General features: G+C 70.8%; 11 protein-coding genes and 1 riboswitch. Of the genes, 10 read left to right on the top strand and 1 reads right to left on the bottom strand.

From position 1 onward, the window contains the following. The first annotated feature begins 69 nt into the window (after positions 1–69). The 5 genes from OG718_RS23995 to OG718_RS23975 all read left to right on the top strand — a co-directional run bounded on the left by OG718_RS23995 (position 70) and on the right by OG718_RS23975 (position 6423). On the top strand, positions 70–2133 hold the full coding sequence (locus tag OG718_RS23995) for an N-6 DNA methylase (protein ID WP_328845127.1): 2064 nt from the start codon (positions 70–72) through the stop codon (positions 2131–2133). Between the two features lie 164 nt (positions 2134–2297). Next, positions 2298–2912 (top strand): hypothetical protein, encoded by a 615-nt coding sequence (locus OG718_RS23990; RefSeq protein ID WP_328845126.1) that lies wholly within the window; start codon positions 2298–2300, stop codon positions 2910–2912. A 38-nt stretch (positions 2913–2950) separates the two neighbouring features. Next, positions 2951–4432: a serine/threonine-protein kinase gene (locus OG718_RS23985; protein ID WP_328847820.1), complete on the top strand. Its 1482-nt coding sequence runs from the start codon at positions 2951–2953 to the stop codon at positions 4430–4432. 266 nt (positions 4433–4698) lie between these two features. Next, positions 4699–5346, top strand: a complete 648-nt coding sequence (locus OG718_RS23980; RefSeq protein WP_143639029.1) for a SurA N-terminal domain-containing protein — start codon at positions 4699–4701, stop codon at positions 5344–5346. Positions 5347–5406: 60 nt separating this feature from the next. Then, a complete protein-coding gene (locus tag OG718_RS23975) occupies positions 5407–6423 on the top strand; it encodes a nucleoside triphosphate pyrophosphohydrolase (RefSeq protein ID WP_373466191.1) in 1017 nt (338 codons plus the stop codon). Positions 6424–6539: 116 nt separating this feature from the next. Here the strand turns inward: OG718_RS23975 and OG718_RS23970 are convergent, their stop codons facing one another. Beyond that, positions 6540–7760 (bottom strand): globin domain-containing protein, encoded by a 1221-nt coding sequence (locus tag OG718_RS23970; RefSeq protein ID WP_328845125.1) that lies wholly within the window; start codon positions 7758–7760, stop codon positions 6540–6542. Between the two features lie 216 nt (positions 7761–7976). On the opposite strand from OG718_RS23970, the gene OG718_RS23965 reads away from it, so the two are divergent. From OG718_RS23965 to OG718_RS23945, 5 genes are all read left to right on the top strand, one after another. Continuing rightward, on the top strand, positions 7977–9272 hold the full coding sequence (locus OG718_RS23965) for a cytochrome P450 family protein (RefSeq protein WP_328845124.1): 1296 nt from the start codon (positions 7977–7979) through the stop codon (positions 9270–9272). 199 nt (positions 9273–9471) lie between these two features. Then, positions 9472–10416 carry a LysM peptidoglycan-binding domain-containing protein gene (locus tag OG718_RS23960; protein ID WP_143639035.1) on the top strand — a complete coding sequence of 315 codons (945 nt, stop codon included), beginning with the start codon at positions 9472–9474 and terminating at the stop codon, positions 10414–10416. Between the two features lie 225 nt (positions 10417–10641). Then, positions 10642–10812, top strand: a riboswitch (cyclic di-AMP (ydaO/yuaA leader). A 4-nt stretch (positions 10813–10816) separates the two neighbouring features. Then, positions 10817–11518 (top strand): transglycosylase family protein, encoded by a 702-nt coding sequence (locus tag OG718_RS23955; protein WP_328845123.1) that lies wholly within the window; start codon positions 10817–10819, stop codon positions 11516–11518. Positions 11519–11982: 464 nt separating this feature from the next. After that, positions 11983–13263: a phosphopyruvate hydratase gene (gene eno, locus OG718_RS23950; protein ID WP_186001238.1), complete on the top strand. Its 1281-nt coding sequence runs from the start codon at positions 11983–11985 to the stop codon at positions 13261–13263. Between the two features lie 137 nt (positions 13264–13400). Next, positions 13401–13877 (top strand): FtsB family cell division protein, encoded by a 477-nt coding sequence (locus tag OG718_RS23945; protein WP_125534845.1) that lies wholly within the window; start codon positions 13401–13403, stop codon positions 13875–13877. The last annotated feature ends 37 nt before the right edge of the window (positions 13878–13914 follow it).

Genomic DNA, 13914 nt, shown 5'->3' with positions numbered 1-13914 from the left:
GTGAATGGGTTGTTGACTCGTGCGTCGGTATGCTCGACGCCACACACCAGGACGAGGGGAGCCGTGCGGGTGCAGGACAACGCGACAGAGGTCACCGCGGCGGGAATCGCCAGGCTCGCCGGAGTCGGCCGGGCCGCCGTCAGCAACTGGCGCCGCCGCCACGCCGACTTCCCCAAACCCGTCGGCGGCACCGAGACCAGCCCCTCCTTCGCGCTCACCGAGGTCGAGACCTGGCTGCGCACCCAGGGCAAGCTCGCCGAGGTACCCCTGCGCGAGCGCGTATGGCAGCAGCTCGCCGGTCACCCGGAGGGCCCGGTCACCGCCCTGGTCCACGTCGGCTGCGCGCTCCTGCTCGTCAACGACCGCCCCACGGTCTGGCTGGAGCTGAGCGCCGGCTCCGACGCGCGCCTCGCCGAACTGCTGCCCGCGTCTCTCGACCAGGTCCTCACCCCGCGCTTCGGCCTGGTCCGCAAACGGGCCGTGGACACGCCGACCGCCGCCCAACTGCTCCCGTCCGCCCCCCTGTTGCGCGGCGCCGCAGACCTCGCGGCCGAACTGGGCACCCGCAAGGCGTACGAGTTCCTGCTCGGAAGGCACCTGGACGCCAACCCGCGCCAGTACACGCTCACGCCGACCGGCCTCGCCGCCCTGATGACCGACCTCGCGGGCCCCGCCCGTACCGTCCTCGACCCCGCGTGCGGCACCGGCGCCCTGCTGCGCGCGGTGGCCGCCGCGCAGGACACCAGGGGCATCGAGGACCAGCACCTGTACGGCCAGGACAGCGCCCCTGAGTTGGCCGCCCTCACCGCACTGCGTCTCGCCCTCCACACGGAGGCCACCGTGACGACCGTGCGCACCGCCGCCGCCGACAGCCTCCGCGACGACGCGTACGGCACCCTCGGGGCCGACGCCGTCCTATGCCATCCGCCGTTCAACGAGCGCAACTGGGGCCACGACGAGCTCGCCTACGACCCCCGCTGGGAGTACGGCTTCCCGGCCCGCACAGAGTCCGAACTGGCCTGGGTCCAGCACGCGTTGGCCCGCCTCAAGGAAGGCGGCATCGCCGTCCTCCTGATGCCGCCCGCCGCCGCCTCGCGCCGCTCCGGCCGCCGTATCCGCGCCGATCTGCTGCGCCGCGGCGCCCTCCGCGCGGTGATCGCCCTGCCGCCGGGCGCCGCACCCCCGTACAACCTCCCGCTGCACTTGTGGGTGCTGCGCAGGCCCGCCGTCACCGCCCATCCCGCGCAGCCCGAAGTGCTGCTCGCCGACACCGGTGTGTTCACGGCCGACAGCCGCGGCGGCCTCGACTGGCAGTCCGTGCGCACCGCGGTCCTCGACGCCTGGCGCCCCTTCGACCGCACCGGCACCGCGCCGGAGCAGCCGGGGCTCAGCCGTTCGGTGCCGGTCATCGAACTCCTCGACGACGACGTGGACCTGGCCCCGGCCCGTCATCTGCCGCCCCCCACGGCGGGCGGCGGCGCCGAGCAGCTCGCCGATGTACGCGACCGTCTCGGCGAGACCCTCCGCCTCACCGGCGACCTCACCCCGCCCGCCGCCGACCCGCGCCCGCCCACCCGCTGGCCGCTCACCACGATCGGCGAACTCGCGCGCGGGGGCGCACTCCAACTGCGTACGGGCGGAAACGGCGGCCACGCGCGCGTGCCCGTCCTCACCGACCACGACGTCCTCGCCGGAACAGCACCCTCCGGAACGCTGCCCGAGAGCGACGAGGAACCCGTCCTCACCGAGCCCGGAGACGTCGTCGTCCCCGTGCTCGGCGGTGGCGCCATCGCGCGCGTGGTCGACGAGGCGACCGCGGGCGCCGCCCTCGGCCGCAACCTCGCACTGCTGCGGCCCGACCCGGCCGCCATCGACCCGTGGTTCCTCGCCGGCTTCCTGCGCGGCACCGCCAACAACCGCCAGGCCAGCAGCTACGCGTCCACCGCGACCCGGCTCGACGTCCGCCGCCTCCAGGTGCCCCGGCTGCCACTGGACCAGCAGCGGACGTACGGCGAACGGTTCCGGGCGCTCGCCGAGTTCGAGGAGGCGCTACGGCTGGCCGGCCACCTCGGCGAGCAGCTGGTGCGCGGCATGTACGACGGCCTGACGGACGGCACGGTGGCGCCCGCCTGAGGCGGTTGGGGCGGACGGAGTGATCGGCACGACAACGGTTCGGTACAACCCGGGAACAGTTGTCCTTGTCGGCCTATACGCTCGGACTTCCAACTCGTAGGTTCGTCCTCCGTCCGTTCTCCGTCCCACCTTCGTCCGTCCTCATCAGGCCTCCAGGAGCAACCATGCAAGGCCACGGCCAGGCGCCGCCGGTGAAGCCGCCACCCTCGACCGGGTTGCTGGTCTTCCTGCGCGTGTTCTTCGTGGTGATCTCGGTGTGCAGCTTCGGCCTGCTCGGCTGGACGATGATGCTGCGCCTGGCACTCGTGACCCGAAAGTCGCTCGACTGGGGCCTGTTCGTCGCCACCCTGGCGGCCGAGATCCTCGGACTCGTCCTGCTCGGCACCGAGCCCGGCGAGGAGATCCACACCGTCGGCGGCTGGCTCGGCCTCGCCCTGCTCTTCGGCTCCCTCGTGGTCGTGATCTCGTACTATCTCGCGGCGGACATCCGCCACTTCCACCAGCTCGGCTACGCGACAGCGGGCTACGCGCAGCACCAGCAGCAGCCCTCGGCGCCCGTGTACGGCTACCCGCAGCAGCAGTCGCCGTACACCGCCGCGACGGGCCCGCACACCCCGGTGCCCCCGATGGCGCCGATACCCCAGCCCGCCACGCCCCAGCCCAATACGCCGACCCCGACCCCGCCGCCGCAGCGCCCCGCGCCCGCCCGGATCGACCAGGTGCGCGCCGAGCTCGACGAGCTGAGTGACTATCTCCGCAAGCACGAGGACGGCAGGTGACCGTGGCGCCGGGACGTGTGATCACCGGCCGCTACGAACTGTCCACGCTCATCGGGCAGGGCGGCATGGGCCAGGTGTGGACGGCGTACGACCAGCGCCTGGACCGGCGCGTCGCCGTCAAACTGCTGCGCCCCGACAAGGTCGCGGGCGCCGAGGCCGACGAACTGCGCCGCCGCTTCGTGCGCGAGTGCCGCGTCACCGCCCAGGTCGACCACCCCGGTCTGGTCACGGTCCACGACGCGGGCAGTGAGGGCGAGGAGCTGTTCCTCGTCATGCAGTACGTCGACGGCGCCGACCTCTCCGACCACCTCGCCGAGCACGACCCGTACCCCTGGCAGTGGGCCGTCTCGGTCGCCGCGCAGCTGTGCGCCGTGCTGTCCGCGGTGCACGCCGTGCCGATCGTCCACCGCGACCTCAAGCCGCGGAACGTGATGGTCAAGCAGGACGGCACGGTCACCGTCCTCGACCTCGGCGTCGCGTCGGTCATGGACACGGACACCACCCGCCTCACCCACACCGGTTCACCCATCGGCTCGCCCGCCTACATGGCTCCCGAGCAGGCGATGGGCGGCGCGGTCGGGCCGTACACGGATCTGTACGCGCTCGGGGTGCTGATGCACGAACTCCTCAGCGGAGACGTGCCGTTCTCGGGCTCCACCGCCCTCGGCGTGCTCCACCGCCATCTCTACGAACCGCCCCTCCCGGTCCGCCGCCTGCGCCCCGAGGTCCCGGAAGCGCTCGAAGCCCTCGTGCTGCGGCTGCTCTCCAAGGACCCGCAGCACCGCCCGGACTCCGCGCAGGAGACGTACGAGCAACTGCTGCCGCTGCTTCCCGCGCGCGGGATCCCGTCCGGCGGCCCGCTCGACCCCACCCGCCCCTTCCTGCGCCCGCACGCCCCCTGGCCGGACCGCGCCCGGACCCCCGCGGCCCAGCCGCAGGCCACTCCGGCAGCCGAGAAGCCCGACGTCGCGGGAGCCGTCGACGAGGTCAAGCGCCTCCTCGGCGAGGGCCGCATCACACAGGCCGTCGACATCCTCGGCGGCATCCTCCCGGCCGCCGCCGCCCAGCACGGCGAGCACTCACCCGTCGTCCGCACCCTGCGCAAGCAGTACGCGGCCACGCTGATGGACGACGGCCAGTACCGCCGAGCCCTGCCCGAACTGCGCCACCTCGCCGACGAGCGCGCGGCCGAGGCCGGCCAGGCCGACCCGCAGTCCCTGCGCTTCCGCTACGAGGCCGCCCAGTGCCTGGAACAGCTCGGCGAACCGGCCGCCGCCCTCGCCGAGTACCGCGCGCTCCTCCCGTACTACGAGAACCAGTACGTCGCCCAGGACGCCGAGCTGTCCTTCGAAGTCCGCCGCCGTATCGGCCACTTGCTGCTCGCCCTCGGCGACCGCGCCGCCGCCCACGACACCCTGGCCCGCCTCCAGTACGACGTCGAACGGCTGCGGGGCCCCGGCCATCCACTGGTCACCGAGATCAGCCGGACCCTCCAATGGCTGGGACAGGTCCGAGGCTGACCGCACCCCTCCGACGGGACCCCGCCGCCCGGGCGCGACGGGTCCGCGGCGCCTGGACCTGGCGGGTCCGCGATGCCTGGGACGCGCCGGTGGCGGTCACCGGCTGAGGCCGCTGTGCGGCGTGAGGATGGAGACGGCCCGGTGACGGTGCCCGAAGTCCTGGCGAATCGTTGGGTCGAATGGGTGGCCGATAGCCGGTCCCCTGCCTACCATCGATCACCGCAAGACTTTGTGCACCGTCGCACAAGCTCCTACAGGAGGTCTCCTTGCACCGCCGCCGTCGCACCGCGTTCCTCCTCTCCGCCGCGCTCGTCACCGCGGCCCCTCTCCTCTCCGCCTGCGGCAACGACGCGCATCCCGGTGCCGCGGCCGTCGTCGGCGGCGACCGCATCACCGTCTCCCAGCTGGAGAACCGGGTGAACGAGGTACGGTCCGCGCAGCGGGCGGCCACCACGGGCGAAGCGCAGTACGAACAGGCCATCGCCAAGTCCGGCGGCCTCACCCGCGACACCCTGCACGGCATGGTCCTCGACCGCGTCCTGCACCAGGCCGCACAGGACGCGGGCGTGACCGTCACCCGCAAGGAGGTCCAGCGCTTCCGCGGCGAACTGGAGAAGCAGGCGGGCGACGCGAAGGCGCTGGAAGTGGCCTGGCTGCAGCAGTACGGTGTCGCGCCCGAGCGGCTCGACGACAACCTCCGCGTCCAGATCGAGGCCCAGAAGCTCGCCGCCGCACTCGGCACGGACACCAGCCAGCCCGCCTTCTGGGAGGCGCTGTCCAAGGCCTCCAAGAAGATGGACGTCGACCTGAACCCGCGCTACGGCGACTGGGACGTGGAGAAGAGCAGCCGCGTCGACGCGAAACTGCCGTGGCTGCGCGAGGTCACCTCGTCGGGGAGCAAGGAAACGGCGTGACCGGTCCGGTCCGGTCGTGATCCTTCCCCGCTGACGGCACGTGACCTTGATGTCAGTGGCGTGGGTTACGTTCGGTGTGTGAACGCATCCAGCCCGGGGCGCATCGTCCTGCTCACCACCAGCCACCGAGTCGCGCCCGGACTCCTGTCCTGGCCCGCCTGGCAGGCGCTGCACGGCGCCGACCGCGTCCTGTGCGCGGACGGCACGCACCCCCAGCTGCCATATCTGCGCGAGGCGGGCGTCCAGGTCGACGAGGCCGCGCCGACCGCCGAGGACCTCGTCGACACCTGCTCCGGCGGGCACACGGTCGTCGTCGTGGCCACCGGAGAGGGCGAGCCGAGCCTGACCGACGGCCTGGCCCGGCTGGCCGGCTCCGGGCGCGTCCAGATGCCCGACCTCGAACTGCTCCCCGCGTCGTACGACCTCCCGGGCGCCCGCCTCCTCGACCTCGTCCAGGTCATGGACCGCATTCGCGTCGAGTGCCCCTGGTCGTCCCAGCAGACCCACAAGGGCCTGGCGAAATACGGCATCGAGGAGGCGTACGAACTCGTCGAGGCCATCGAGGAGGGCGACCGCGACGAACTGCGCGAGGAACTCGGCGACGTTCTGCTCCAGGTCGTCTTCCACGCCCGGATCGCCGAGGAGGGCAGCCCGGAGGACGGGGAGGAGCCCTTCTCCATCGACGACGTGGCGGGCGGCATCGTCACCAAGCTCATCCACCGCCACCCGCACGTCTTCGGCGACGAGACCGCCTCGACCCCCGAGGAGGTCAAGGAGCACTGGCTGCGCACCAAGGCCGTCGAGAAGCAGCGGACGTCCGTGACCGAGGGCGTCCCACTCGGCCAGCCGGGCCTCGCACTCGCCGCCAAGCTGGCATCCCGCGCACGCACGGCGGGAATGGAAGTGCCACTGCCCCAGGGCGAGGGCGTCGGCTACGAACTACTGGCGCTGGCGGTCCGCGCCGAGGAGCAGGGCGTGGACCCGGAGGCGGCGCTCAGGTCGGCGGCGCGGGCATACCGGGACGCGATACGAGTGCGCGAAGGCCGACCGACCGATGACCTGCCGGCCGAGAGCTGAGCGTTCCGCCGGAAGAGCGTTCGGTACCCGAGGGCCGACTGTGGCTGGTCGCGCCCACGCGGCGGAGCCGCACATTGACTTCGCCCCGCGCCCCTTGTGAGGCGTTCAAGGCGGGTTCAGTCCGGCTCACGTGCCGACGGGTTGTGCCAGTGCGGACGGGGCCGGTGGAGAAGCCATTCGCCCGGGCCGAGCGGGCGGGCCTGCCCCTGATCGGTGGGCGGCAGATCGTCGCAGAAGACGCGCTCGGGGTCGGCGCCGAGAACAGCGAGGACCTCGGCGGCCTCGTCGACCAGCCTGGGCGGGCCGGCCAGATAGACGTCGTGGCGGGCCCAGTTGGCCCGATTCCCCAGGGCCGTCAGCAGACGGCCGGTGGCCTGGGCCTTCGGCCGGCCGGGCGCGGGCGTTATGACGGTGACGTCGAGATGCGGCAGGCGCGTGCATAACTCCCCGAGCGCGGCCCGGTCGTACAGGTACGCGGTGTCCCGGGCGACCACGAAGAGCCGGGCCTCGTCGTACGAGCCCGGCTCCCACGCCAGTTGCTCCAGCAGCGCCTTCACCGGAGCCCAGCCGGTGCCCGCGGCGATGAACGTGACGGGCCGCTCCACCGGCGTACGCAGGGTCAGCCGGCCACCGGGGGCGCCGAGCCGGAGGACGTCGCCCGCGCGGGTGCGGCGGACGAGCTCGGTGGACAGGACACCGTCCTCGACGAGACTGACGTGCAGGTCCACGGTGTCGTCGGAACGGGGCGCGTTGGCGAGGGAGTAGGGGCGCCAGACGCCCGGGATCCGGGGGCTGTTGACGCTCACGTACTGGCCGGGCAGATGGGGGAGCGGACGGTGGGGGCGCAGCTTCAGCACGGCGAGGTCGTCCCCGTACCGGGCACGGCCGAGCACCTCGGCGTCCCACCAGGGCGGCTCCCCGCTGCTCTCCGCCTCCCACGCGCCGTCCATCATGGAGTCCGCGATCACGGCGTACGCCTCGTCCCAGGCCTTCTCCACCTCCGTGCTCCACGCCGCCCCCGACACGGCGGCGAACGCGGCGATCAGGCTCGTGCCCACGGCCGCGTAGTGCTCCGGCCGTGCCAGATACTTCCGGTGGTCCCGCCCCAGCTCCCACAGATACTCGTGCATCCCCGGCTCCCCCAGCCGCCCCACGACGAGCGTCAACGCGGCGAACAGACGGTCCCGCTGACGTTCCATGTCCTCCGGGAAATCCAGCGGGAACAGGGCGCGGACATCGGGGTGGTGCCAGAAGAGGTGCGAGTAGAAGTACTTGGCCGCGAATTCGGCTCGCCTTTCGACGACCGCGAAACTGGTCCGGAGGAGATCGGGGTCCACGGGCGCGAATGTATGGAGTTTCCGGCTCGTGGGGTCAAGGAGCAGGTGATTCACGGACGTTCTGGGATGAACAGCGCAAGCCGTGGAGTGGAGCCCGGCTCGACGAGCAGCCGCGGCGGGCCACGACGGCACCGGGCCGGCTCCTGCCACCGACCGGGCCGGCTCTCACCACCCACCGGGCCAGTTCTCGCCACTCCCTGCCGATACGGTCGAGGAGTGACGGAAACACCTGTTCAGCCCCCCGCCGGGGAACCTGCCCCGGAACTCTTCACCTGGGAGTTCGCGACCGACCCCTACCCGGCGTACGCCTGGCTCAGGGAGCACGCCCCCGTGCACCGGACGAAACTCCCCAGCGGAGTCGAGGCCTGGCTGGTCACCCGGTACGCGGACGCCAAGCAGGCCCTTGCCGACGGCCGGCTCAGCAAGAACCCCGCTCATCACGACGAGCCCGCGCACGCGAAGGGGAAGACCGGCATCCCCGGCGAGCGCAAGGCCGAGCTGATGACGCACCTCCTCAACATCGACCCGCCGGACCACACCAGGCTCCGGCGACTGGTCAGCAAGGCGTTCACGCCTCGGCGAGTGGCCGAATTCGCGCCCCGGGTGCAGGAGTTGACCGACCGGCTCATCGACGGGTTCGTGGAGAAGGGGGAGGCGGACCTCATCCACGAGTTCGCGTTCCCGCTCCCCATCTACGCCATCTGCGATCTGCTGGGCGTCCCGCCCGAGGACCAGGACGACTTCCGGGACTGGGCCGGAATGATGATCCGGCACGGAGGAGGGCCGCGCGGGGGCGTGGCGCGGTCCGTGAAGAAGATGCGCGGCTATCTCGCCGAGCTCATCCACCGCAAGCGCGAGGAGCTGACCGAGGTGCCCGCCCCGGGCGAGGACCTCCTCTCCGGTCTCATCCGCGCCTCCGACCACGGCGAGCACCTCACCGAGAACGAGGCCGCCGCGATGGCCTTCATCCTTCTGTTCGCCGGGTTCGAGACGACCGTCAACCTGATCGGCAACGGCACGTATGCCCTGCTCACCCACCCCGAGCAGCGGCAGCGGCTCCAGGACTCCCTGACGGCCGGCCGTACGGACCTTCTCGCGACCGGTGTCGAGGAACTGCTCCGCTACGACGGACCCGTGGAACTGGCCACCTGGCGGTTCGCCACCGAGCCGCTGAGCATCGGCGGGCAGGACATCGCCGTCGGCGACCCCGTACTCGTCGTGCTCGCCGCGGCCGACCGGGACCCCGCCCGGTTCGCCGAGCCCGACACCCTCGACCTCTCCCGCCGTGACAACCAGCACCTCGGTTACGGCCACGGCATCCACTACTGCCTCGGCGCGCCCCTGGCCCGGCTGGAGGGCCAGACCGCGCTGGCCACGCTCCTCACCCGCCTCCCCGACCTGCAACTCGCGGGTGATTCCGCCGATTTGAGGTGGCGTGGAGGGCTCATCATGCGGGGATTGCGCACGCTTCCGGTGGAGTTCGCCCCTTCGGGGAAGGTGCGTACCAAGTAGCAGACCGGTCGATGGAACATGAGACTCCGTCAACTTTGTGATCTTCACGTTATCTGCGCTGCATCGACTTGTGACAAGAGTTCGACTGCCTATACGTTCACCCATCAATGCGGCCGGTCCCACCTGCCGCAGTAGTCACAAGCGCAGTCGTCGGCTGTGCGCTGTGCGCAGTCCTTGATGTCACGCGAAAGGCAACCGCATGCTCTCCGGGAACGGTCGTCACCGTCGCCCCCGTCAGGCTCCGGCTCTCCTCGTCGCGGCGGGTGTGACCGGGTCGGCCATCGCGATCCCTCTGCTCGGTGCGACCGGCGCGAGCGCCGCCAGCGGGACCACATGGGACGCGGTGGCGGAGTGCGAGAGCGGCGGCTCGTGGAGCGCGAACTCCGGCAACGGGCACTACGGCGGCCTCCAGATGACCCAGGAGACCTGGGAGGACCACGGTGGCCTCGACTACGCGCCGAGCGCCGACCAGGCCAGCCGTTCGCAGCAGATAGCCGTCGCCGAGAAGATCCTCGCGGACCAGGGCACGAGCGCCTGGGCGACCTGCGGTCTCGTCGCGGGTCTGACGCAGAACTCCGACTCGGCCGACGTCGACACGGGAGTGGTGGAGGAATCTCACACCCCGCTGTCCGGCTTGGGTATGGGGGACAGCGGTGACGGGACGAAGTCCGACACTTCTGGTTCATCCGGTTCGCCCGACTCGTCCACCGGTAGTGGCGACAGCGCGGACTCACAGGATTCCGAAAGCTCCTCCGCGGACGCCACCGCAAAGAGTGACGACTCGGACAAGTCGTCCCAGAGTGGGGAGGCTTCGGCCGAGGCGAGCGAGGGTGCCGGGGCGGACGACACCGGCTCCGGCCGCCACCGCGGCGGCAGTGCCGACGAAGGCGCCACCGATTCCCGTGCGGACGACTCCGCCGGCAGGCACGCCTCGCGCAGCGACAGCGAGTCGCGCGTCGCCGCCGAGGGCTCGTACGCCGTGCGTTCCGGAGACAGTCTCTGGGGGATCGCCGACTCCCTTGACGTCAAGGGCGGATGGCGGGCGCTCTACGCCGAGAACAAGGAAGCCGTCGGTGACGACCCGGACTTCATCATCCCCGGTCAGAGCCTGGACGTGGACGGCCTGCAGACGGCGGACAAGTAGCGGTCCGCGCGGTGTGCCATGTGGTCATCAAGGCGTCGAATCGGGCGAAAAACAGCGGCAGTTCGCGCTGAATGTCCGATTTGGTGAAAGTGAGACATGGATCTCAAGAGCCTGATCGTCTTTGAAATTCGGCGGATCGCGTGTCTACGGTCGTGACCGCTCGCCACTGGTGAGCCCCGACGGTCGCAACGCCGAATCCTGCCAACGGCCGTACGGGAACAGTCGTCGCGTCAAGCGCCGTAGGCAGGAGCGGGGGACCCAAGGTAAGTGCCGGACCCGGTCGTTGAGGCCAGGTACGGCTTGGGGTTAAGCCGCGTGACAGCAGTGTCGCGCGGCCGGGCAACTCACTCGGCCCGAACCCGACAGCTCACCTCGCAGGCGTCGGTGAGGGGATCACTTCATGCTGCTTTCCGGCAAGGGCAAGCACCGCCGCCCGTCCAAGGCCACCCGTATCGCCACGCTCGCCGGTGTCACCACCGCGGCCGTCGCCGTCCCGCTGATGGGCGCCACGGGAGCCTCCGCCGCCACCGCCTCCGAGTGGGACGCCGTCGCACAGTGCGAGTCCGGCGGCAACTGGTCGATCAACACCGGCAACGGCTACTACGGCGGCCTGCAGTTCTCGGCCTCCACCTGGGCCGCGTACGGCGGCACGGCGTACGCCTCCACGGCCAACCAGGCCTCCAAGTCCCAGCAGATAGCCGTCGCCGAGAAGGTCCTCGCGGGCCAGGGCAAGGGTGCCTGGCCGAGCTGTGGCGTGGGCCTGTCCGGCGCCTCGACCGGTGGTGCCCCGGCTCCCTCGAACTCGGGCAACTCCGGCCAGAGCACCTCGCAGTCTCAGCAGCAGCAGAGCACCAAGTCCTCCGAGGAGCGCGCCTCGCGTTCCCAGGAGCGCTCGACCGCGAAGAAGACCGTCGAGACCCCGACCGGCAAGAAGGTCAAGAAGGGCGACGGCGAGTACAAGGTCGTCAAGGGTGACACCCTCAGCGAGATCGCCGAGAAGGAGAACGTCAAGGGCGGCTGGCAGAAGCTGTACAAGCTGAACGACGACATCGTCGACGACGCCGACTTCATCTTCCCGGGCCAGCAGCTGCACCTCAGCTGACACCCGTCGGCCGCGACCCCCACTTCGATTGCCCGGATGGCACGTCCTGGCCGAGGCCCCTGGCCGCTCAGCCTCGGCCTGATCCGGATCTCCGGATCAGCCGGCGTCCGCCCCGCAATCGAATCGCGGCTGAACCACAGCGTCCTCACATCCGTGTCCCCCATAGTGGAGGCCTCGTGAGGGCCACCCCCGTCCCCCACGGGCTCCCCGCACCGGTGCGTGTTCCCCCGTACGCACCGGGGCGGGGCTTTTTCGTTCCCGCGCTTCCCGTGTACTTCCTTCGCGCTTCCCTCTCGCTTTGTTCCGTTCGGAAACAATTTACTCTCGGTTCTGTCCAGGAGGCGGTCGAGGGCTGGCCGAACCCCGGCAGCCGGTTAGGCTCATGCCGCGGGGCCACCACAGGTCCGCACCCAACCGGGCCTTCGGCCCGGACAGCTTGCGTCACATCCCAGAAGGAGATGCTCGTGCCGTCCATCGACGTCGTCGTAGCCCGGGAAATCCTGGACTCCCGAGGCAACCCCACGGTCGAGGTCGAGGTCGGCCTCGACGACGGCAGCACGGGTCGTGCCGCCGTTCCGTCCGGCGCCTCCACCGGTGCCTTCGAGGCTGTTGAGCTCCGTGACGGAGACCCCAACCGCTACCTCGGCAAGGGTGTCGAGAAGGCCGTCCTCGCCGTCATCGAGCAGCTCGGCCCGGAGCTCGTCGGCTACGACGCCACCGAGCAGCGCCTCATCGACCAGGCCATGATCGACCTGGACGCCACCGACAACAAGGGCTCGCTCGGCGCCAACGCCATCCTCGGCGTCTCGCTCGCCGTCGCCCACGCCGCGTCCGAGGCGTCCGACCTCCCCCTCTTCCGCTACCTGGGCGGACCGAACGCGCACCTGCTGCCGGTCCCGATGATGAACATCCTCAACGGTGGGTCGCACGCCGACTCCAACGTCGACATCCAGGAGTTCATGATCGCCCCGATCGGCGCGGAGTCCTTCTCCGAGGCCGTGCGCTGGGGCGCCGAGGTCTACCACACCCTCAAGAAGGTCCTGAAGAGCCGCGGCCTGTCCACCGGCCTCGGCGACGAGGGCGGCTTCGCCCCGAACCTCGGCTCCAACCGCGAGGCGCTGGACCTGATCCTCGACGCGATCAAGGAGGCCGGTTACATCCCCGGCCAGCAGGTCGCCCTCGCGCTCGACGTCGCCGCCTCCGAGTTCTACAAGGACGGCAAGTACCTCTTCGAGGGCAAGGAGCGCTCCGCCGCCGAGATGACGGAGTACTACGAGGAGCTCGTCGCGGCCTACCCGCTCGTCTCCATCGAGGACCCGCTGTACGAGGACGACTGGGCCGGCTGGAACGTCATCACCGAGAAGCTGGGCGACAAGGTCCAGATCGTCGGCGACGACCTCTTCGTCACCAACCCGGAGCGCCTCGCCCGTGGCATCGAGGAGGGCTCCGCCAACGCCCTGCTCGTCAAGGTCAACCAGATCGGCTCGCTGACCGAGACCCTGGACGCCGTCGAGATGGCCCAGCGCAACGGCTTCAAGTGCATGATGTCCCACCGCTCCGGCGAGACCGAGGACGTCACGATCGCCGACCTCGCCGTCGCGGTGAACTGCGGCCAGATCAAGACCGGCGCCCCGGCCCGCTCGGACCGCGTCGCCAAGTACAACCAGCTGCTGCGCATCGAGGAGATCCTCGACGACGCGGCGGTGTACGCGGGCCGTTCGGCTTTCCCGCGCTTCAAGGGCTGAACCGCTCAGGAGGGGTGACAGCCCCGTCGTACGTACGTCCCCGTACTCGGTCCCGTACCGTGTGCGGGGACGTACGCACGTGATGGGCTCGACGGGCTCGATGTACTCGACGGGTTTGTACCGGGGAGGCGGGACAGATGGCCGTGAAGGACCGCGACCGGTTCTCCACCTCGACCAGGCTGAGGCTGCTCGGTGAGCAGACCGCCGCCCGTGTCTACCGCTCGCAGACCAAGCGCCAGGCCCGCCGCTCGCGCCTCACCGGCCGGGCTGCTCTGCTCGCCCTCGTCCTGTGCACGCTCGTGGTGGCTCTCGCCTATCCCATAAGGCAGTACGTCTCCCAGCGCGCCGAGGTCGCCGACCTCCAGCGCGAGCGGGAGCAGGCCCGGCAGCGGGTCGAGCAGCTGCGCGACCTCAAGGCGCGGTGGCAGGACGACGCGTACGCCGAGCAGCGCATCAGGGAGCGGCTGCACTACGTGATGCCGGGCGAGACCGGCTACATCGTGATCGACCCCGACGCCGCGAAGAAGACGCGTACGGATCAGACCGCGGCCGACCGGGCCTGGTACGCCAACGTCTGGGACGGCGTCGACAAGGCAGACGCCGCCGACAGGTGATCCGACCAGTGATCCCCTCAGTGAACTGACTAGAGAG

Origin of the sequence: Streptomyces sp. NBC_00258, from assembly GCF_036182465.1 — a bacterium.
Lineage (GTDB): Bacteria > Actinomycetota > Actinomycetes > Streptomycetales > Streptomycetaceae > Streptomyces.
Note: the sequence above shows the minus strand (reverse complement) of the source record. Positions and strands in the feature narration are given on the sequence as shown.

What these genes read in the sequence shown, in the direction of transcription:
- OG718_RS23945 (WP_125534845.1), top strand. Translation starts at nt 13,401, where the DNA reads ATGGCCGTGAAGGACCGCGACCGGTTCTCCACCTCGACCAGGCTGAGG.
- OG718_RS23955 (WP_328845123.1), top strand. Translation starts at nt 10,817, where the DNA reads ATGCTGCTTTCCGGCAAGGGCAAGCACCGCCGCCCGTCCAAGGCCACC.
- OG718_RS23960 (WP_143639035.1), top strand. Translation starts at nt 9,472, where the DNA reads ATGCTCTCCGGGAACGGTCGTCACCGTCGCCCCCGTCAGGCTCCGGCT.
- OG718_RS23990 (WP_328845126.1), top strand. Translation starts at nt 2,298, where the DNA reads ATGCAAGGCCACGGCCAGGCGCCGCCGGTGAAGCCGCCACCCTCGACC.